Below are 20,273 nucleotides of genomic sequence, written 5' to 3' on the forward strand. Positions count from 1 at the left end.
TCGCGCAATTCCCTGGGCCCGAGCTACGGCCCGAACTCCTCGACCGAAGGTCGGCTGCGGCTCCCTGCGGTCCGCGGGCTTGCATTGGCCGGATCAGCCGAAGCGCCAGCCTCCTCATTCAAGCGCGCAATCAGCCCGGAATGGCGCCGCGTCGCTGTGGCGATTCCTGCGGCAAGCACTGTGGCTCCGGCCAACAGATCGACGCGTTGCCGGGCACGGGTGATGCCCGTGTAGAGCAATTCGCGTGTCACCACGGGCAGCGGCCTGCCCGGCAACACCAGGGCCACCGCTTCGAACTCGGAACCCTGGGATTTGTGCACTGTCATCGCAAAGGCCGTCTCATGCTCCGGCAAGCGCAGCGGCGGTATCGCCCGATACGCGCCGGCGGAGTCCGGAAAGTGGACGCGCAGGGCGCCGGCGGCGTCAGCCAGAGCAATGCCGATGTCACCGTTGAACAGTCGCAGCGCATAATCGTTGCGCAGAATCAGCACGGGCCGCCCGGGAAACCAGTCGGCGTGCGCGCGCGTGTCGAAGCGATGAGCCAGCCGCCGGCGGAACTCGGCGGCGAGAGCGCGATTCAAGGCCGCCACACCGCGGGCGGATGACCGCGTGGCGCAGAGCACCCGGAACCGGCCGAAGGCATCGAGTGCCGCAGCGGGATCGTTCGAATTCATCTGCAGCGCATCCAGGAACGTCCGATATCCGTCCAGCAGTCCGGCCACCATCGCGCCATCCGCCGCCGCATCCCGCCGGTCCAGCCAGCGCACGCTCTCATCATCGCCGCGTTCCAGCCAGACCCGCGTTGCATCCCAGTCGCCCCGGTTGACATAGCCGGCCAGACGGCCGATTCCGGACTCCGCGTGAAATCGGTAATTGCGACTGAACCAGAGGACGCGATCGTGAAGCGGCGTCGGCCGGACACACGGTGGGGATGCGATAGCTTCCGGCGGTGTGGCGGTGAGTTCGGCCAGTTGGTCGATCGTGGCTGGTGACAGACGCGGGTCGGCAGCCAGTTCCGAGAACACAGCGCCGGCCTCGACCGCCGCCAACTGGTCCTTGTCACCCAGCAGAATCAGCCGGGCACCGGGCGGAATGGCTTCGACCAGCCTCACCGCCAGCGCCAGGTCCAGCATCGAGGCTTCATCGACGACCAGCACGTCCACCGCCAGCGGATGCTCCGCATGATGCCGGAAGCCGCCCTGCGGAAGTACACCGAGCAGGCGATGGATCGTGGACGCACTCTGCGGCAGGGCTTGCCGCAGCGCGGCGGGCAGCTGCTCGGCCCGTTCCTGTAGTGCTGCCAATAGACGCGCCGCAGCCTTTCCGGTGGGTGCGGCAAGGGCAATGCGACACTCGGGCTGGGCGGCCAAGAGACAGGCAAGCAGATTCACGACCGTCGTCGTCTTGCCGGTGCCGGGGCCGCCGCTGATGATCGTCAGACGCCCGAGCAGTGCCAGCGCGGCGGCGATCTTCTGCCAGTCGGCCGCCGGTGTGTCCGATGTCCCGAAGAGTTCCGCCAGGGTCGTACGCGCCGCAGGCGGTACTTCCACCCTCCCCGCCGGTCGTTTCGCCAAGCGCAGCAGGGCAGCGGCCAGCCGGCGCTCGTAATCGAAGTAGCGGTAGAGATACAGGCGCCCCTCAGCATCGAGCACCAGCGGCAGTGGCTCGCGATCATCGGGACGTCCGACCACTCGGGATTCGAGCAAAATCGCCTCGATCGCCGCCGGCTCGCGCCCCAGTCGCCCGGAGAGAAGCGAGAGATCCGTACAGGCATGGCCGTCGCCCATTGCCAGACACACTTGCCGGGCCGCCTCGCTCACCACCTCGACCGCGGCGAACTCCGGGTGGATCGCCCTGGCCCAGCGAACCAGACGGCGGGCGAAACCCTCGGCGAGCGCTTGCTGCGACGGCGTGACCGTGTCAGTTGGATTCATGTTGAGCGGTCCGTCTCGTGCCGTCCGATCAGAGCATCCAATGCATCGAGACTCGCGGCGGACGGGCGGTCGTAGAAAACGCCCGCCGCTCCCTGCGCCGTCCTCCAGGCGGGACGGACACCGCGCACGAACAGGTAGTAGACACCCCCGAAATGCCGCTCATGGTCGTAGTCGGGAACACGCCGCCGCAGCAAGCGCTGCAAGGCCACGGCGTAGATCAGATACTGCAGACGGTAAGCATGCTCGGTCATCGCCTGACTCAGCCGCGCCGGCGCGTAATCGTCCACGGTTGCGCCGAGATGATTGGATTTCCAGTCGAGCAGGTAGTAGCGTCCGCCCTGCACGAACACCAGGTCGATCGCGCCGCTCAGGTAGCCGCTGACCGTCTCGAAATCGAGTCGGCCGACCGGGTAGTCATGATCGATCAGAAAACGGTTCAGCGTATCGGGTCGCAGACCCCGGGCGGGCAGCGTGAAGGCGAGTTCGGTCAGACGCTGCGGCAGGCCGATCCCCCCGAGGCTGAAGCCTTGTCCCAGATCCGTGCGCAATACGTCATGCAGCATGCCGTTCAGCTGCGCGCGCAGGATCTCGGAGTCCACCGTCGCCGTACCCTGTGGGTGGGCCGCGAGCGCCGCCCCGATCGCAGCCTCCCAACCGCCGGGATCGCTAAAATCGACGTGCTCGAACAGATGGTGGATGCACTCGCCGGCCGCGGCACCGCGCGGAAAGGCCAGAATGTCATGCGATGCGGGCAGGTCATGGATTTCGCGGTCAGGCAGTTCCTCGACCTCAACGCCGACATCGTGGTCGGCAACGGTGACCTCCGGACTCAGATTCCGGATCAGGCTGCTGAAGCTGCTCCGGTTCCATGATGGCAAACGCGGCCCGGGCGCCGGCCGCGCCGACAGCCGCATCCGCTCCGGCTCGCCGCCCAGCGAGGGTTGCCCGCTCAGATCGGGCAGGACGTCGACCCTGCAGTAGCCGGCCTGCTTTTCGGCCAGACCGAGCCAGGTGGCCTCGATCTCGGCCGTATCCTTTTTCGAATCAGCCCACTGCTCCGGCGCGCACCCGGCGCCGCAGACCAGCCAGTTCAGCATGCTGTGAGTGCTCTCCTTGAAACCGGAACGCCCTTGACTCGATGCTGCATAACAGCCGGCGATCAGATAGCAACGGTGCACCGCGCGGGTCATCGCGACGTAGATCATCCGCACCGTTTCAGCCGCGGACTCGCGCTTGCGCAGCGCCTTCAACGCATCGTCACTGCGGCTGTCCGGACGGAAATCGAGCACCGCACTGCCACTGGGCTCGTGGTATTCGATCAGATCCGGGGTGTCGCTGGACAACCGGCTGTAGCCATCCCACAGGAACGGGCAGAAGACGATCGGGTACTCGAGACCCTTGGCTTTGTGGATCGTGACGATCTGCACGAGGTTACGATCCGACTCGAGGCGCAGCTGCGCCGCGTCGGCACCGGAGCGCTCGCGACGGTTGGCGCCGAGCCAGCGCAACAGGCTTTCCACCGAGTTGTGCCCGGCGGCGGCTTCAGCCAGCAGTTCGGCCAGATGCAGCAAATCCGTCAGTCGTCGCTCTCCCCGTTCGAGCCCCAGCAGCCGCTGTTGCACGCCTTCCTCGCGCAGCAGCTTGCGGAACATCATCGGGAAACCCCGTTGATCCCACAGCGATCGGTAGTCCGAAAAACGCTGCAAATGCTCGAAAAAAGTCGCTTCATCACTGTTCATTGCAGCGAGCGCTGCCGCGTCGTTACCGAGCAGTTCGGTCGCCAGCGCCGCCCTCGCGAGGCGCTCGTTGGCAGGTTCGGCGATGGCCATCAACAACCGCTCCAGTTCCTCGGCTTCCGCTGTCTGGAACACGCTGGCCTGGGACAACTCGACGCTGCCCACACCCCAGGCCGCCAGGGCCTGCCGCATCTGCCGTCCCTGCTTGTGGCTGCGCACCAGAACAGCGATATCGGCTGACTGCACACCGCGCCCATCTATCGTCAGTCGACCCGCGCGCCCGTCAGCGAGCAGGCGCGCAATCTCGGCGGCAACGGTCAGACCCGACTGCTCGATTGCACCGGCCCGGGTCATCCAGGCGCCTTCCCCATCGCGCGGCAGCAGCCAGACCTGCAATGGCGCGCGCGGCGTTGCGTTGGCATCGACCAGTTCGGGAACGGGCTTGCGGCCCTTGCGCACCGGACGATAGTCGATGCCATCGAGCAGGAAGGCCCTCGGATTCATTCCGAACAGCGCGTTGCAACCGGCGATCAGGCCCTCGACCGAGCGTTGGTTTTCGCCCAGCGTGTAACGCCCGGACGCCAGCGACTGCGCCCCCAGGTAGGTGTGCAGATCGGCATTCCGGAAGCCGTAGATCGCCTGCTTCGGATCGCCGACCATGAACAACGGCCCCGCCCCGGCCTCGCCCGCCGCATAGAGCCCGCGGAAAATGTCGAACTGCAGCGGATCCGTGTCCTGGAACTCGTCGATCAACGCGACCGGAAAGCGGCGGCGCAGCGCATCGGCCAGCCAGGGAAATTCGCCCGAAACCAGCGCCTGATGGAGGTTGAACAGCATGTCGTCGAAGGCCACGACCCGGTCCTGCCGTTTGCGCCGACGCAATTCATCCGGCACCCCCTCGACCAGCTGCCGCAACAGACGCAGCCGCGCCGCGCGCAACGCAGCCACATAGTCGGAACAGGCATTCAGCAAATCGTCAGCCACCCCGAAAAACGGATGGGCTGGCGCCGTGCAGTTCTTTTTCGTGCGCAGCAGCAGGACGCGCTGACGATAGAGTTCGCCTTCCTTGGACTCCATCACGGCTGAGTAAGCCATGGCGTCCGCCGACGCGAACCAGCCCTCCCAGGCGTCACGGCACTTCGCAAGCCGGGCCGCGTTGTAGCTGTTCCCATTGAGCTGACCGAGCGCACTGGTCAGGAGTTGGTCGATTGCCTCCGCCTCGGCCGCCCACATCGCCCGAGCCCGGACATAGGCATCGGTCAGTGGCGCCGCATCGGGTGCGGGCGCCTTATCGAGGTCGTTCGGCCACAGGCGGGGAGCCAGAGGCTTGGCCAGCGCACGACGCAGCAGCTGGGCGTACTTCTCCGGGTTGTCCTTGGCGTTCGCCAGCGCCGCCGCCAGCTCTCGCGTAACGGCCGCCTCCGGCCCACCGGCGACGGCAACGTGCCGGCGCCAGAAATCGTTCGCCGCTTGCTGGATCATCTGCGCGTCATCGGTGACCAATTCGACCTGGAACGGCGATCCGGCCGCGAACGGGATTTCGGCCAGCGCCCGCTGGCAAAACCCATGTATCGTATGGATTGCCGCCTCGTCGAAGGTTTCCAGGGCGAGTTCGAGTCGCGCGGCCAGGTCGGCCCGCTCGAGCCCGAGTTCGACTTCGAGATGCGTCAACAGATCGGCCGTGAACGGGTCGCTCGCCGGAGGCCCGCCCGCAGGGTCCCGCAGGTGACGCAGCGTCTCGACCAGCCGCCGACGGATGCGGTCGCGCAATTCGGCCGTGGCCGCGTTCGTGAAGGTGACGACCAGAACCCGATCGACCGTGCGCGCCTGCTCCAGCAGCAGGCGCAGGTACAGGCCGCAAATCGTCCAGGTCTTGCCGGTTCCCGCCGACGCTTCGATCAGGTTGATCCCGTCCAGCGGGACGCGAAATACATCCAGCGCGGTGAAAACCGTCATCGCAGGCGCTCGTCGTCCAGGTGGTCGCGCAGAGGGCCGAATACGGTGGCCGCGGCATGCTCGAAGGTCTCGTCCAACGGGTCGTCGACGCCACGCAAGGCCAACCGGTAAGCCGCGCCCGTGCTTTCGCCCCGGCCTTCATGGTTGGGCCTCCAGCGTTTGCGAGCGGCGGCCAGTGCCGCGTCGCGCCCTTTCGGCAGGGCCTCGACATACGCCCAGGCGCTCTTCGGAAAAAAACGGAAGGGCTCGGACAGTCCGTCCCGAAAGGCGGCGACGAGCGCCGCCAGACACGCTTGCGCGGTATCGCAGGGTTTTAGCCGGTAGCACCCGTTGCGTGACTGCCATAGGGTCTGCTGGGCTGCGCCGGCCGGGGCCACGGCGCTGAGCAACAGATGGTCGAGCCAGCCGTTCAGATAGTCGATCGGTCGGGTGTCATCGTAGCGCCATCGGACGAGCCCGTAGGACCGCAAGTCGTGCAGCGACCCGTGCAAGATCCACAGCTCGTCGCCGATCGCCAACTCCAGCCGTGCCGCAACCGGGGGGAGCGGTTCCTCGCGCGTCAGATGGACGACCGCCTGCCCGAACGAGAGCATCCGGGGTAGTTCCAGGTCACGCAGCGCATCGCCATATGCCCCGTCCGGATACTCGGTTGCCGCAGCAGCGAGGGCGGCGACATCCGCTGCGCTCGCGCCGACCCGGAGCTCCAACAGGAGGCGTTCGGCGAGCACGGCTGCCTGGCCGTACTCGGGCTCGAAGGGTTCGTCGTCGGCCAGTTCCTCGTCGGACGCTCGCAGAGTCAGGTCGAGACGATGCTGCAACAGGTAACCACAGGGATTGCGCAGGAACCGCTTCAGGTCGTCCAGTGACAACTCCCGCGGGCTTTCCTCCGGCCAGGGCAGCGGCCGCACAAAGAACGGCGCGCCGATCTCCGGTTGTGACTCATCGTCATCCTCCTCGGTGTCGGGTTCATGTGAAACCGGTCGTCCGGTTCGCGTTTCCGGTGTGCTCGCTACGCTGGACAGGTACTCGGTGGCGTAACTGAACAGGCGTGCATCCGATCCGTCATCCGCGCAGAAATAGGCCCGGGAGAAGGCTTGCAGCGGGTGATGCACCATCAACCGACGGCGCGCCGCGTCGAGGTCCTGATCGGACGCGTCGGCGCCTGCCAGCAGCGCGCTCGCGTGATCGAGCAGCTCGGCCAACAGGATGGAGGGCGTCAGCGCGCTGTTGTCCCGTATGCTGCAGCCGGTGTAACTGAGATACAGGCGATCGCGGGCGGCCAGCACCAGGTCCAGAAAAACGTTGCGATCGTCGTCCCGGCGCTGGCGATCGCCGAGGCGCGGCGCCACCGCGAGCAGATCGAATTCCTCGGGACGCGCGACCACCGGAAAAGTGCCGTCGTTGAGCCCAAGGACGCAGATGACGCGATAGGGCAGCCCGCGCAGCGGCGTCATGCCGGCAAAGGTGACCGATCCACACGGCAGGGCGCCCCGAACCGGGTCTTCGAGGCGCTCGGTGAGCGCCGCCGAAATGACGTCCAGACTCAGCAATTCCTGCGGCGCACCGGAAGCAAGATCGTCGCACAGGCTGGTGATCGCGCGGCGGACCTCGGTGATGTCATGAATGCTCTGGCTGTCGACCGGCAGCAGGGCCTCGATCCAGCGCTCCAGGCGCTGCCGCCAGGTGTCCGCATTGGCGGGGTCCAGACTCTCGCGCCGCGCGGCTTCGAGCGCCGCGATGTAATCGTCGAAGATGCCGAGAACCTGCGCGGCCGCACCTTCGACGTCGCCTGCCGGCAGCCGCCCGGCGAGCGGCGCCGAGCGCTGCGGCGCCGCGTAGCCGAGGAACAACCGGTCCAGGCCATCGCGCAGGCTGTTCCGGTCGGATTCCGGCAGCCCCAATGCCGCCCGCTGCTCTGCATCCAGACCCCAGCGGATGCCCGACTGTACGATCCACTCGCGAATCCGTTCGAGCGCCTCCTCGTCCAGCCCGAGCCGGGCGCTGACCAGCGGGCGCCGCAGCAGGTCGAAGACGGCACTGGCCTCGAAGCGGGAATCGAGCAACGCGAGCAAGGCCAGCAGTGCCGCGGCCGCCGGGTTGGCCTCGACTCGCGGCAGTCCGGTCACCGCATAAGGAATATGCCGCTCATCCGGTACGGTGCCGAACACGGCGTGAATCAGGGTTGCGGCCTCTTCCAGGCGGGGCATCACGATCAGGATATCCGCCGGCGCGAGATCCCCGGGTCCGGCCAGCATGTCCAGCAACTGGTCATGCAACACCTCCAGTTCGCGGGTCAGCGAGTGGCAGACATGGATTTCGAGACTTCGATCCGAGTCGGACACAGCCGGGCCTGAGGCGCGGCTCAGCGTCAGGATTTCATCCTGCAGCGCGGCCAGCAGCGAGTTTCGCCGTGACGGGACGTAGTCTTCCTGTTCGAGACCGCGACCTTCTGTGCGCTCATGCAGCAAGGCGAGGAAGGCCTGCGTCTGGCGTCCCCATCCTGCCAGCAGCCGATGCCCGACCTCCTGATAGTCGAGCCGACCAGTAGCCTTCAGCCGAGCCAGCCGCTTCGTGTCGACGAGGTCATGCCAGTATTCGCGGCACGGACTCATGACGTACAAGGACAAGTCGACCCGCTCGGCGACCCGCGCCAGAATGTCGAGGTACAAGGGCGGGATCGTCGGCAGGCAGAACAGCGCGGCGGGGCTCAGCCGGTCGGCGCCGGGCGCAGGTCCATTCCCGGACGTTCCCAGCCGCCGCAGAAACCGCGCCGATGGATGTTCGGGACCGATCGCCAACTCCTGGGTCAGGTGCCGCCACAGCGCGGCCTGCCAAACCTCATCCGGAGCCGACTCGCGCTCCGTGGGGCCGCCCAAAACCAACCGGTCCTCCGTCCAGGCCTCGAGCCAGTCGGGTCGATAGGTAATGTACTGTTCCAGTTGCCGCGCCAACCGTTGGGCAAAATCGTAGCGCATGACCGGATCGGACTTGCCCAGATAGGACGCCAGCCGCGGATGCGGAGCGACCAGTTCCGTGTCGCCGAACGCCCGGAAGATCCGCCAGCTCAGGCGTTCGGCATCGAACGGCGATGCCTCCGGCACGTCGATGACGAGGGCGATCTGGCGCCACACCCACTCCGCCAAGTAGCCGAAGCGGACCTGTGCACAAATTCCGAAGCGGTCGGCGTAGTCCATTTCGAGCCGCCGCCGGACGGCCGTGCCCGGCACGATGATCTGCTCCGCTACGAACGGATCGGCCGGGGCGGTTGCGAGAACCTCGAACAGACGCTCGCGCAAGACTTCAAACCGGTTGGAGAAATACAGCCTCAGCAACGTCGCGATCCCTTTCTGTAGAGTGATGGTCGCGGCCGGGCTCCGGCCCCTCGGTTACAATGCGGCCGAACGCGGCGGCTCCTGGCCGCCCCGGCAAAACTTTCTGGTCGAAGGGAACCCCCATGAGCGAGCCCGTCAAATACCTGCTCGACGAGAGCCGGATGCCCCGGTCCTGGTACAACATCGTCGCCGACCTGCCCGCGCCACCGCCACCGGCGCTGCACCCGGCCACACACCGACCGCTCGGACCCGACGACCTCGCGCCCCTGTTTCCAATGACGCTGATCGAGCAGGAAGTGTCGACAGAACGCGACATCGAGATTCCCGCCCCGGTCCGCGACATTTATCGTCAGTGGCGGCCCAGTCCCTTGTATCGGGCCCGGCGGCTGGAACGGGCGCTCGATACGCCGGCACGGATTTACTACAAGTACGAGGGCGTCAGCCCGGCCGGCAGCCACAAACCCAACACGGCAATCCCGCAGGCATTCTACAACCGGGAAGCCGGCATCAGGCGGATCGCGACCGAAACCGGCGCGGGTCAGTGGGGGTCCTCGCTGGCTTTCGCCGGCGCGCTGTTCGGCGTCGAGGTCGAAGTGTTCATGGTCCGGGTGTCCTACCAACAAAAGCCCTACCGCCGGGCCCTGATGGAGACCTGGGGGGCGACCTGCACCGCCTCCCCGTCGGACCGCACTGCCGCGGGCCGTGCCGTTCTCGCGCAGCGTCCGGATCACCCCGGCAGCCTGGGCATCGCCATCTCCGAGGCGGTGGAGGTCGCCGCGCAACGCGACGACACCAACTATGCGCTCGGCTCGGTGCTCAACCACGTGCTGCTGCACCAGACCGTCGTCGGCCTCGAAGCGATCGCTCAGCTGGAACTGGCCGACGACTATCCCGACGTCATCGTCGGCTGCACCGGCGGCGGGTCGAATTTCGCCGGCATCGCCTTTCCGTTCCTGGGCGCGCAACTGCGCGGGGGACGCAGCATCCGCATCGTCGCCGTGGAACCGGCCGCCTGCCCGAGCCTGACCCGGGGTGAATATGCGTATGACTTCGGCGACACCGCGCATCTGACGCCGCTGACCAAGATGCATACGCTCGGCTCCACCTTCACGCCGCCCGGCTTCCATGCCGGGGGGCTGCGGTATCACGGCATGGCGCCGCTGGTCAGTCATGTGCAGCAGCTCGGACTGATCGAGGCCCGGGCCTACCTGCAGCTGGCCTGCTTCGAAGCCGGCGTGCTATTCGCCCGGACGGAGGGCATCCTACCCGCGCCGGAGGCCAATCATGCAGTGCGCGGGGCCATCGACGAAGCGCTGCGCTGCAAGGAAGAAGGGACCAGCCGCGCCATCCTGTTCAACCTGTGCGGTCACGGCCACTTCGACATGCAGGCCTACATGGACTATTTCGCGGGCCAACTCACCGACCAGACCTACGACGAAGGTGAACTCGCGATGGCGCTGGCCGGCCTGCCCTCGGTCACGACACCCTGAAGACCGCTCAGGACAGAAAGCGCGACGCCCACTACGCTTGAGGAAGGCTTTGAGTAACTCGACGGAGGACCGTCATGGACGCGCAAGACATCCTGACCGGTTTCGTGACGGGGACACTGCTGGCGGGTCTCGCCCTGATCGTCGCGCTGCCGCTCGCGTCGGCGCTGCTGTCAGCGGGCACATCGGGCATCAAGAATCGCCTCGGCGCAGCCCAGGGTAGGTTCGAAGCCTATTTTCTGGACTGGCGCCGCAGCTTCTTCTGACTGCCACCGTACTGACGTCGAAGGGCATCCGCTCGCCCGCAACGGGCGCCTCACCGCACGACCGGCGTCAGTCAGGCTGGGTTCTCATCGATCCCCTTGGGTTTGAGCAATTCGGATACCAGAGCCAGATGGGAAGCCAGTTGCGGCACATCGGGTATTTTAATCGGCTTCCTGATAAACCGGCTCATAAGGTTATCCAGCCACAGACGGTTCGATTTTGCCTGTTCGATGACAAACCGGTAGGGTTTGCCGTCACCGATGACTGAAAAGTCCTCGACCCAAAGTTCGATCGGCTCCGACTCACCTGCCAGCGTTGCCTGAACATACACCTTCCGCGCGTCAAGATCGAAATTAAAGGCGGTCAGTTTCGCGACCCCTCTGAGAACGATATTGGCACCCCACACGATCAACACATTCGGTGTCAACCTGATCGCCAATCTGACTAGACTCGCTTTGTAACTCATATCTGCCACTCGATAAAACGGATTACTTCAACAAGGACCACCGTAATCTGCGTCTCGTTAATTGGACCTTCATACTATCAGAGACCTATACCGCGGTCATCTCTCCCGGACTACTCGGTGCCTTTCATGCGCGAACCCGAGGTTCGATACCCGTACGGCAGCGCCTCCAGTGCAACTCCCTTGCCTTGGACCACGAGTCCGTCGACGCCTACTCTGGCGGCTACTCTATCCGATGGACATACCGCGAATCTCACGTTGAATGACATGGTAATCCGCGAGCAATACACCCATCGGATAGCCAATTAAAAGTAGTAGGTAATCACACGGATTCACCTTCCGCCAATACACCCACAAACTTCCCACCGCACTCCGAACGCCGGCTTCAAACCGATAGGCAAAGCTGCATGCGGTGCGGAGAGGCAGAAGTGGCACAGCGCGATAACGGTTAAATCAAGGCGATGAGCGAATCGCTCCATCCCGCCACTTCGCGCGCCTTGTTATACATTCAAGCCAAGAGGTTCATCATGAAAAGCATGACTTTTCGCAGCGCGCTGACATCGGCGGCGCTGGCAGCATCGCTCCTCGCTTCCGGGCTGGCATCGGCTGCAGAGCCGATCATTCCGCCTCCCCCCGCTCCGATCGTTCCGCCCGCGTGCCGGCACTGGGACAAGATCGTGTTCAAGATCACCGATGCCAAGCTTGCCGGACAGTTCAAGCTCATTCCGAATGATCCCTACGATATCAAGGTCCAGGACAACCCGAAAAGGGTTGTAGACCTCAAGGGCAGGGTGTTGGGCTTCCTGAACGGCCCAGGGAAAACGTACGACCCGTACGACCGGGCCAAGGTCGAAATCATCGACGTCGAATACGCACTCGACTGCAGTCTGGTGGGCATGCTGACCCCGCCGCCGATCGAACTGCCGAAATAAGGCGCGACTTCACGATCGATCTTGGGGCAGGCCCACGCTAACGCGCTGGGCCACCCCGGCTCCACTTCCCCTCGCTGCTCGCCGATCCGGCCGCGACGAGGGGAAGCAGGGGGCCTCCCGCCCCCAAGCAAGCCGAAGCCCCGGGACACCGGTGTCACGAGACGGCCGGCCGTGGCTCAAGGCTTCGGGGTCGAGGCGACTCCGCTGGTCGTCAGCCAGAACCGGCTGATCGGCCTTTGGTCCTTCAGCGCCTGCTCGGCAAATCCGCAGAATTCGCCGCGACGATCCGTGCCCTCGGCCACCAGAATGCCAACGTACACGCCGAAATACATCGAAAGCAGGTTCTCGAATTTCCGCTGTTCGGCCGTCGGGCGTTTTTCCGCGTCGGTCCCGGCAGCAAGTGCATCGAATTCCTGTTTGAATCTGCGCTGGTCCAGGTTGACCGCGGCGCAGTAGTCGGACAGCACCGCCGCCTCGGCCATCAGCCTCAGCGCCTGCTGGGATTTCTCTCCCATTAACTTGGCGACCTTCTGGTCGACCTTGCCCAAGGCGCGCTCAAACTTGAGTGACGGCGCAGCAACCGGTGCCTCTTCTGCATTGGCAGGGGCCGGCATCAGGCCAGTGAGCAGCGCCAAAGCCGTAACGGATTTCCACATGACGATTGATCCTTGAAAAAGGTGGGGGATTGGGTGTTTCCCCGCCGACCCTGTGCAGGTGTCGCCGGCGGATTGCTGATTCCCAGGGTTCACCGATGCCGGCCCGCGCGTGCCGCGCCACCTCGTCCACCCCCACCGCTCCGGGTCGGCCGGTTGGCTGTGTTTCGATTCAATTTGCTCCGATCGATGTTGGCGCGATTCACTTTGCTGCGGTCGATGTCAGCGCGATTCACTTTCGCGGCATTCACCCGGTTGTTCTTGTCGACCCGGTTGTAGGAGTTGACCTTCTGCTGGTTGTTGTAGACGCTGACATTCCGATTGACGTCGACGTCCGCATAGCCGCGCCGTCCGCCGCCGTAGTAGGCTCCCCCTCCGCCGTAATAGCCCGGCCCGCCATAGTAGTAGCGATCGTCGTCGTTGTTACTTAGGGCTACACCGAGTGCGGCTGCGCCCAGTGCGGCGCCGGCCACGCCGGCGGTGGCACCGTAGTCGATTTCGTTCTGGCCCGTGGCAGGGTTATAGGTGGTACACCCCGCCAGGAAACCAAAGGCGATCGCCGTCATCGTCAGCCGCTGCCCCCAGCGGTCGCTTGAATCTCGCATCTGCTGCTTCCTTCAGGTATTGAATCCGCAAAACGGCGGTTGCGGACACGGAACATGCCGACCATCCGCAACCAACCCACGCCAGGCCGCCCAGATCGGATGCCTCGCACGCATTAGGATGCGCTCGGATCGCGCGCGCATCAATGCGGGATGTACCAACGCAACGACGGGCGTGCTTCGCCCCCGCGATTTCCTATGACACGTCAGCGAAGGCACTGATTGCCATCCGGCGCTTGACGGCAGGGCGAACCAACAGCGAAAGTCAGGCGCGGCGAGTCGAACGGCTAGACTCGCGTTCCGACCCACTCACCAGGAGACCGCAATGTCCACCCGCGCGCTGAATGCTGCCAGCTTGTTGTTGCGCAGGAACCTCGCATTTGCGGCCCTGTCCGTCCTGCCCGACTCCGCTCCCGCCGATCGCCCAAAGGGCATGCACGCCAGGGGGATCGGGGTAGCTCCACTGTCGCCCGGCGAAACCATACCATCCCAGCACGATGCCTGAGACGCGCGCCCGGTGCGTCCGGTGGCGGCTACGCGAGCTTGCCGGTCTGATCGTCCTGCTGGCATGCCTCGCTGATTGCACCCTAAGGACTGACGGAATGACTCGAACACCCGGTCTCCCGACACTGCATGGTGACATTCCTCTGATCTTCGGGCACCGCGGCGCCTCCGGCTACCTGCCGGAGCACACGCTCGCCGCGTATCGCCTGGCGATCGAACAGGGCGCGGACTTCATCGAGCCGGATCTGGTCGCCACGCAGGATGGCGTGCTGATCGCGCGTCATGAGGTCAACATCACCGACACCACCGACGTTGCGAAGCGTCCCGAATTCGCCGCGCGCAAGACCACCAAGATCATCGACGGCAAGGCCGAGCACGGCTGGTTTGCGGATAACTTCACACTGGCCGAGATCCGGACTCTGTGGGCGAAACAGCGCCTGCCGCTCCGGCCCGGTGATTTTGACGACAGATACCGCATCCCGACCTTTCAGGAGATCATCGATCTGGCACAGGCGGAAGCGCGGACACGGAAGCGGCCTGTCGGCCTTTATCCGGAGACCAAACACCCGATCTACCACCAGGCAAAAGGCCTGGAACTCGAGTCCAGGCTGGTCGACGCACTCGAGAAGAACGGCTTGAACAACGCCGATGCCCCGGTCTTCATCCAGTCCTTCGAAACCGCCAACCTGAAGCAACTCCGCACGATGACACCGGTGCGACTGATCCAGCTCGTCGACGCGCTCGACATCAACGCGGACGGATCGGTGAAACCGGGACAACCCTACGACTTCGTCGTCGCCGGTGACCCGCGCACCAACGCCGATCTGCTGACGGCCGCCGGACTGGCGGAAATCGCAACCTACGCCGACGGGGTGTCGCCGTGGAAGCGCTACATCGTCGGGGCCCGGCGCAGCGACGACGGCGGCGAGAGGACGGTCGGCGACGCCGGCAGGCGCTTGCTCCCACCGACCGACCTGATCACCAGGGCTCACGCGGCCGGTCTGCTGGTACATACCTGGACCCTGCGCGATGAACCCGGCTATCTGGCCGCCGACTACCGGGGAGACCCCCTGCAGGAATATCTCCAGTTCTACTGCCTGGGAGTCGACGGCGTATTCTCGGATTTCCCGGACACTGCGGTGAGCGCGCGGCAACAATTAATCGACAGTCCGGGCCTCTGCTCAAGGCGCTGAGACACTGCCCTGCGGCATCGCACGGGCAGGTTCAAGGCATCGATGCGCTACCCCCTCAAGTACGAAATCTAACGGTTGAACGTTCCCAGACAGTCGGCTTCATGGCCTGGACGTATCACAGCGGCGGCGTTGGTTAGGTTGCACAAACCACGGCGGCACACCCTGGTCGCAGGCGACCGAAGGCATCACCCTGACCGGCAACAATGTGCATTCGAGTATCGCCACGAACTGGCCTTCCTCGTTGGTCATGCCCCCGCCTTTGCTGCTATGTTGTTCAAGCGATGGCGGTTGCCGGCCGTTTCACCCGCCGCCAACGGTGGACTTGGTTCACGAAATCGGGCCCATCGTTTGACCGACCGATGCAGGAACTCGCCGCAACCATCCCCGTTACAACAAGAAGAAGACACGTAGAGGTGTGCGATGCCTACCGAACAAAAAGACAACGGACTAACCGTCAGCCGCCGCGCTTTCCTCGGCACCGCTGGCGGTTTCACGGGCGCGCTACTCGGCGCGCAATGGTGGCAGGGGATGGTGAACTCGGCGCAAGCCGATGTTCGGGGCTGGTCAGGGACCAGCCCACCACCCGATCTCAGCGGCAAGGACGGGATTGCGGTTGTCGATGCATCGAAGTTGCGCCTCTGCAAGGAAGACCTGGGTGATTACATCTACCTCGCGCCGGAGAAACTCGGGGGAGGCACGCATGCGGTCGATCTCGGCCGAGGGAGAACCCTGGCGTGGATCTCGTATTGGACGTATGGCGATACCTGCCCGATTTCGCATCACTTGGCCGCCTATCCGTCGGCTGATCCGTATCGGGGCTTCGAGTTCGTCAACTCGACCCAGGGTGGCGATAACGTCATGATTTATGGTCTGGATACCAAGATCAAGGAGCGTGGTCTCCTTGATCGTTTCGGCCAGGGCAATCATCTCTATCGCGTGCATTTCGACGGCCAGTCGATGACTCTGATCGAGGACGTGGCGGAGAGCACCGGGATCGGCCTCGGGGTGCATACGACGATCTATCCCGATGCGAGCGGCTTCGCTTCCGCCGACGGCCAGAAGGATATCTGCGCCTTCTTCGATTGACCGGCACTGGATCAAAAGACACAGGTGCTGCAGGCCTTCCGCGCCGACTGGATCGGCAAGGCGTCCAATGGTTCACTGGAAGACAACTGGGCCAAAGGCGGTACCTTGCGTCTGACCCGCCTGATCAAGCCGAAGGAAACCGGCAAGTTCGATCTGGAAGGGACCAAGGGGAACAAGATCGACTGGGAAATGGTGCCAATGGCGGAGAATCTGGTCGAACTGGGTCAGTTGCCGGGCGACGATCCGAAGGCGCTAACGGGTCTCGATGCGGTGGTGCACCACCCGGGCAATCGCTGGTCCTCCCTGATCATCCGCATGTTGTCTTCGTCGATCATCATCGACCGGACCACCTGGGAACCGGTCTGTGTGCTGCACAATCCCGAAGGTTCGCCCGACAATCTGCCGATCACGAAGGTTTCATCCGGCCCGGATGTCTGGGAGTGCCGATTCGAGGACATCAAGTGTGTGGGACACGAAGCGGGATTTTCTCCCGATGGAACGCACTACACGATGATGAACAATATTCAGCAGAACAACATGGCCGTCTTCGATACCGCGGATCCGGACCCGCGGAAGTGGAAGAAGGTCGCGTTCGTGAAAGACCCCGCCTGGGTGGGCGAATACCCGAGTCCCTTTCACCTATGCTTCTCGGTCGACGGCAGCAAGATGTTCGTGTCGGTGCTCTACCCCAAACCGCATAACAGCTCCTGCGTGGTCGTCGACACGAAAACCTGGAAGATCATCAAGAAGTTCGTCAATATCGGCCCGGATTGCCAAACCATGTCGGTCAGCTACGATGGCAAGTATGTGTTCCAGATCTTCAGCGGGTTCCAGCGCCTGTCGGCCGGTGTCTTCATCTTTCGTCAGGATACGCTCGAACCACTCGGTTTCCTGCCGAATTTCGGCGGACATCACGACTGCGTGATCGTACCGACCAAAAACGAGCACCTAAGAAACAGTCGCTGCACGACGCTTTAGTCCAACGGCGGGAGCCCATCGATCACGGAGATGCACTTGACGTCCCATCCGTCCGCGCAGCTAACCTGCTGGGACCTTGCAGGGATCATTTCCCACGCGCTCGCCCAGGAGGCTCCGTTCAGGACGGAGCGCTCCCCAGCTACTGGAACTGGTCGATGACGGAGCACCGTGTTTAATGGCGTCAACGCGTCAGCACGAATCGGCGCGACCTCCAGCGGAAGCGTTCGGCGGCCCCCCTCGCGCGAAAGCTGGCAATAACGTACAGCCGGGCCCGCTGCTTGCCCCTGAGGGCTGCCCGGCCGTCGGGCGTGCTCTGCAATTCCACCAGGAGGGGCTGATGAGGTGTCACGACAGCGCGACCACGGGAGACGATGACCGGCGGCGCCACAGCCGCCGCAGGCTCACTGATGTAAATCTCGCTGGCTTGCGGTGCCGGGGCCGGGGCCGGAGGCTGATACGCCACGGTGAAGTTGACGATCCCGTCGGCATTCGTGGTCGGCATATTGATCGATAACGCCGTTGGCTGCAGCAGGAAACCCAATTTCAGGCGGTTGATGATGTCTGCACCGGCGTTGCCGAGCGCCCCGACCAGCGCCGCGCCATCGACTCCACCCCCGTTGGGCCCACCGACTGGCGGAGGCGCCGGGTTGCACACCGGACCTTCCATGGGCGGGGCCGGAAAACTCGGGTTGGACTGGAATCGCAGGTTCAGAAACGTCCCATCCCGTGGCATCGCAAAATTGCAGGCGTACACCGACGGACTCGACAGCTTCTCGCCGAAACCCGAGCACTGCCCGCTGAAACCCACAAAGTTCACCAGCCAGGAGCGGAATTCGCCACCAGGGGCCTGGTAGGAATGCTGATGTGAGAACTGGTAGGCCCGTATGCTCAACAAGGTCCCCGGCTCGGCCTCAGCCCAGCAGTTGACCTGATCGGCGCGCAGGATACCGTGACCGCTGATCGTAGCAGCACAATCGTAGACCGGGAGTTGATATCCACCGCCGTTGCCGAAATACACGAAGCCCCCGCGCGCTCCGCAACCGGTCAATGTGATCGCCACTCTGGCGGGCGCGGCCAATACGCCGGTGGACAAGACCATCCCGGCAACGAACAGAAAGCGGCTGATTCGTTCAGACATAATGTCACCTCAAGACCTCTGAGTAGGTGCAACCCCCCAGCCAAAGCCCCATGGCGACCCCATGATTACCTCCCTGCCACTTTTGTCAATAGGCATTTGGTCGGTCGGGCACTCTGCGCGCCCGCCGCACCGCTGATTTCAACGGCCTTTGCCTTTTGGCTGCCAACTCCGCCAGACAGGTTTCGAGCCCCGCCCGGCGAGACTTCTCCCGACAGGGTCGGATCGGGAATGATCTCGGTGGAAAAGTCGTCCATGTCTTCCCTCGCATGACCTCGAGCACCCGTGGCATAACGTCGTCGTGGATGCCCAGAGACGGCAGAACCGCTGAGATGGGCGGCAAACCGCGCGTCCAGCCGGGATCGGCCCGGGCCAGATCGCGAAAGGCGCGGCAAAACTGACGGGCAAGCGTTTCATCGGGCGTGGGCAGCAGCGCGTTCTTCGATTCCATACCGGGCGCGACGCGTTCGCCGATCCCAGGGCAGCGCCTGAGATCGGCCTTACTTCGACCGCGGTGTGGTGTTGCTCCAGAGCACCCCCGTCAGGTTATGCAAGTCCTCCCGCTCGTCCGTCGCGATCACGAACAGCTCGCGTTTGGATTTCTCGATCGGGATTTCCACGTACGCTGACGGCTCCAGTTCCCCCTTGGTATTGGCTTCCCCCTTCCCCTCGGTTCGAAAGCTGGCATTGTCCGTGATGCGGATGCGGACCTTGGCGCCGGGCATGAAACCGGAACCCGTGACGACCATCCCGGCTCGACCTTTCTCCCGCTCCAGTCGGGCGCCGATCTGGGGAATCGGTCTGCCGAATACCGGGGGCATCTGCCAATCCATCAGCTGGCTCATCCGCGCAACCGTCGCCGTGAGCTGCGCCACTCTCCCCTCTAACGCGGCAATGCGGGCTTCGACATCCCCACCCGGCAGGGCGATGTCACCCTTGATTTCGACGTTGCCATCGAAATAACCCGCCAGACCGCCGGGATTACGGCCGGCCACACCCGCGGCCTGAGGGTTATGGCTGATCCCGGAGACACCTTCGAACTGATCGCTCTCGCCTTGCACCCCGGGCCCCGAGACACTGTGTCCGTAATTGCCTGCGCCGCCCTGACTCAGGCCCGATACGCCGCGACCGCCGACGCTCAGTCCCTCTACGCCGACAGCGCCCTTCCCTTGCACGCCAATACCACTCTGTCCGTCCGCTGAATTGCCGACGACACCGACGAAGGCTTCACCGAAGACGCCGATACCACTTCCCGGAGCCCCGTTCACGCCACGCACGCCGGCTTGAGCAGGATCCTCGGTCTCGCCCTGGACACCGACGCTCCCGCGACCCTGAACTCCAACGCCACCGGCGGTCCCGCTGCCGATACCGGCTACGCCCGTATAGGCCCGTCCCAGCACACCGACAGTGCCGGCCACCTCGGTATTCGTATTCAAACCGTAGACCCCGGGCTGGGATGGATCGCCCGTTTCACCCTGAACCCCGATGGCGCCGATGCCGTAGACACCGAGGCCGCCCGCCGCCGTCGCTCCATTTCCCGCGACGCCCACCCATCCCTCCCCTCGCACGCCGGGCGCGCCGCCCGGAGTCTTACTGGCGTTGAATCCAACGACCGCGGCTTGTGCGGGATCGTCCGTCTCCCCCTGTACCGCAGCTGCGACTGCGTCCGACAAGGGTAGCAACGCCATTGACAAGCACAGGTATACCCGCCCGGCCCAGGCCGGCACCTGACCCGTCGATCGGCAACGGCTTGACGAAGCGCTCCACAAGCGACCATTGATCTTCATGATGCAGCCTCCTGCACAGCGTGCACTGCTTGACCGAGCCACCACGGGGGACGTGGTCCCATTTGATTGGCGTTACGCGTAAATGTCCTCACACGGCCTGTTCGGCCAAGCCCGCCAAAAACAGAAGATCCCGAACCCAGCATTCGACCCCGGATCAGGTATTCCGCCTCGGTTCGCTTCGACGCCGTGCGTCTCTTTATCCTGGCGTGGTCCGGAGATGCGCCGCGGGAA

Annotated in this window: 16 protein-coding genes; 7 read left to right on the forward strand and 9 right to left on the reverse strand. The window is 64.4% G+C overall.

Annotated elements, in window-relative coordinates; translation table 11 throughout:
- Nucleotides 1–23 precede the first annotated feature (23 nt).
- Genes recD through recC form a run of 3 tightly spaced genes read right to left on the reverse strand, consistent with a single transcriptional unit; the run spans nucleotide 24 to nucleotide 8,958 of the window.
- Nucleotides 24–1,934 carry an exodeoxyribonuclease V subunit alpha gene (recD, locus tag BWR02_RS17135; RefSeq protein WP_139559128.1) on the reverse strand — a complete coding sequence of 637 codons (1,911 nt, stop codon included), beginning with the start codon at nucleotides 1,932–1,934 and terminating at the stop codon, nucleotides 24–26.
- Nucleotides 1,931–5,626, reverse strand: a complete 3,696-nt coding sequence (gene recB, locus BWR02_RS17140; RefSeq protein ID WP_139559129.1) for an exodeoxyribonuclease V subunit beta — start codon at nucleotides 5,624–5,626, stop codon at nucleotides 1,931–1,933. Before recB ends, recD begins: the two co-directional genes overlap by 4 nt.
- Nucleotides 5,623–8,958, reverse strand: coding sequence for an exodeoxyribonuclease V subunit gamma (recC, locus tag BWR02_RS17145; protein ID WP_236102369.1), 3,336 nt, complete (start codon nucleotides 8,956–8,958; stop codon nucleotides 5,623–5,625). The genes recB and recC overlap by 4 nt, the downstream gene beginning before the upstream one ends.
- Nucleotides 8,959–9,080: 122 nt before the next feature.
- Here recC and BWR02_RS17150 point away from each other — a divergent pair, with 122 nt between their 5' ends.
- Nucleotides 9,081–10,448 (forward strand): TrpB-like pyridoxal phosphate-dependent enzyme, encoded by a 1,368-nt coding sequence (locus BWR02_RS17150; RefSeq protein ID WP_139559131.1) that lies wholly within the window; start codon nucleotides 9,081–9,083, stop codon nucleotides 10,446–10,448.
- Nucleotides 10,449–10,522: 74 nt separating this feature from the next.
- Nucleotides 10,523–10,711, forward strand: coding sequence for a hypothetical protein (locus BWR02_RS17155; protein WP_139559132.1), 189 nt, complete (start codon nucleotides 10,523–10,525; stop codon nucleotides 10,709–10,711).
- Between the two features lie 71 nt (nucleotides 10,712–10,782).
- Here BWR02_RS17155 and BWR02_RS17160 read toward each other — a convergent pair whose 3' ends face one another.
- Nucleotides 10,783–11,175 carry a hypothetical protein gene (locus tag BWR02_RS17160; protein WP_139559133.1) on the reverse strand — a complete coding sequence of 131 codons (393 nt, stop codon included), beginning with the start codon at nucleotides 11,173–11,175 and terminating at the stop codon, nucleotides 10,783–10,785.
- A 524-nt stretch (nucleotides 11,176–11,699) separates the two neighbouring features.
- Here BWR02_RS17160 and BWR02_RS17165 point away from each other — a divergent pair.
- The gene (locus BWR02_RS17165) at nucleotides 11,700–12,104 is read left to right on the forward strand and encodes a hypothetical protein (protein WP_139559134.1); all 405 of its coding nucleotides are present in this window, start codon (nucleotides 11,700–11,702) and stop codon (nucleotides 12,102–12,104) included.
- 176 nt (nucleotides 12,105–12,280) lie between these two features.
- Here BWR02_RS17165 and BWR02_RS17170 read toward each other — a convergent pair whose 3' ends face one another.
- The gene (locus tag BWR02_RS17170) at nucleotides 12,281–12,739 is read right to left on the reverse strand and encodes a hypothetical protein (protein WP_139559135.1); all 459 of its coding nucleotides are present in this window, start codon (nucleotides 12,737–12,739) and stop codon (nucleotides 12,281–12,283) included.
- 110 nt (nucleotides 12,740–12,849) lie between these two features.
- Nucleotides 12,850–13,362, reverse strand: coding sequence for a hypothetical protein (locus BWR02_RS17175; RefSeq protein WP_139559136.1), 513 nt, complete (start codon nucleotides 13,360–13,362; stop codon nucleotides 12,850–12,852).
- 322 nt (nucleotides 13,363–13,684) lie between these two features.
- Here BWR02_RS17175 and BWR02_RS17180 point away from each other — a divergent pair, with 322 nt between their 5' ends.
- The 4 genes from BWR02_RS17180 to BWR02_RS17195 all read left to right on the forward strand — a co-directional run bounded on the left by BWR02_RS17180 (nucleotide 13,685) and on the right by BWR02_RS17195 (nucleotide 17,120).
- Entirely contained in the window at nucleotides 13,685–13,864 is a 180-nt protein-coding gene (locus BWR02_RS17180; RefSeq protein ID WP_139559137.1) for a hypothetical protein, read from the forward strand.
- A 97-nt stretch (nucleotides 13,865–13,961) separates the two neighbouring features.
- Nucleotides 13,962–15,056: a glycerophosphodiester phosphodiesterase gene (locus BWR02_RS17185; RefSeq protein WP_139559138.1), complete on the forward strand. Its 1,095-nt coding sequence runs from the start codon at nucleotides 13,962–13,964 to the stop codon at nucleotides 15,054–15,056.
- A gap of 420 nt (nucleotides 15,057–15,476) precedes the next feature.
- Nucleotides 15,477–16,142, forward strand: coding sequence for a hypothetical protein (locus BWR02_RS17190; RefSeq protein ID WP_139559139.1), 666 nt, complete (start codon nucleotides 15,477–15,479; stop codon nucleotides 16,140–16,142).
- Between the two features lie 24 nt (nucleotides 16,143–16,166).
- Nucleotides 16,167–17,120, forward strand: coding sequence for a YncE family protein (locus BWR02_RS17195; RefSeq protein WP_139559140.1), 954 nt, complete (start codon nucleotides 16,167–16,169; stop codon nucleotides 17,118–17,120).
- A 181-nt stretch (nucleotides 17,121–17,301) separates the two neighbouring features.
- Here the strand turns inward: BWR02_RS17195 and BWR02_RS17200 are convergent, their stop codons facing one another.
- The 3 genes from BWR02_RS17200 to BWR02_RS17210 form a co-directional block, all read right to left on the reverse strand.
- Nucleotides 17,302–18,258 (reverse strand): hypothetical protein, encoded by a 957-nt coding sequence (locus tag BWR02_RS17200; RefSeq protein WP_139559141.1) that lies wholly within the window; start codon nucleotides 18,256–18,258, stop codon nucleotides 17,302–17,304.
- Between the two features lie 65 nt (nucleotides 18,259–18,323).
- The gene (locus tag BWR02_RS17205) at nucleotides 18,324–18,512 is read right to left on the reverse strand and encodes a hypothetical protein (RefSeq protein WP_139559142.1); all 189 of its coding nucleotides are present in this window, start codon (nucleotides 18,510–18,512) and stop codon (nucleotides 18,324–18,326) included.
- A gap of 243 nt (nucleotides 18,513–18,755) precedes the next feature.
- A complete protein-coding gene (locus BWR02_RS17210; RefSeq protein WP_139559143.1) occupies nucleotides 18,756–20,042 on the reverse strand; it encodes a hypothetical protein in 1,287 nt (428 codons plus the stop codon).
- Nucleotides 20,043–20,273: the final 231 nt, after the last annotated feature.

The sequence above is a fragment of the Methylotetracoccus oryzae genome, from assembly GCF_006175985.1.
Taxonomy (GTDB): Bacteria; Pseudomonadota; Gammaproteobacteria; order Methylococcales; family Methylococcaceae; genus Methylotetracoccus; species Methylotetracoccus oryzae.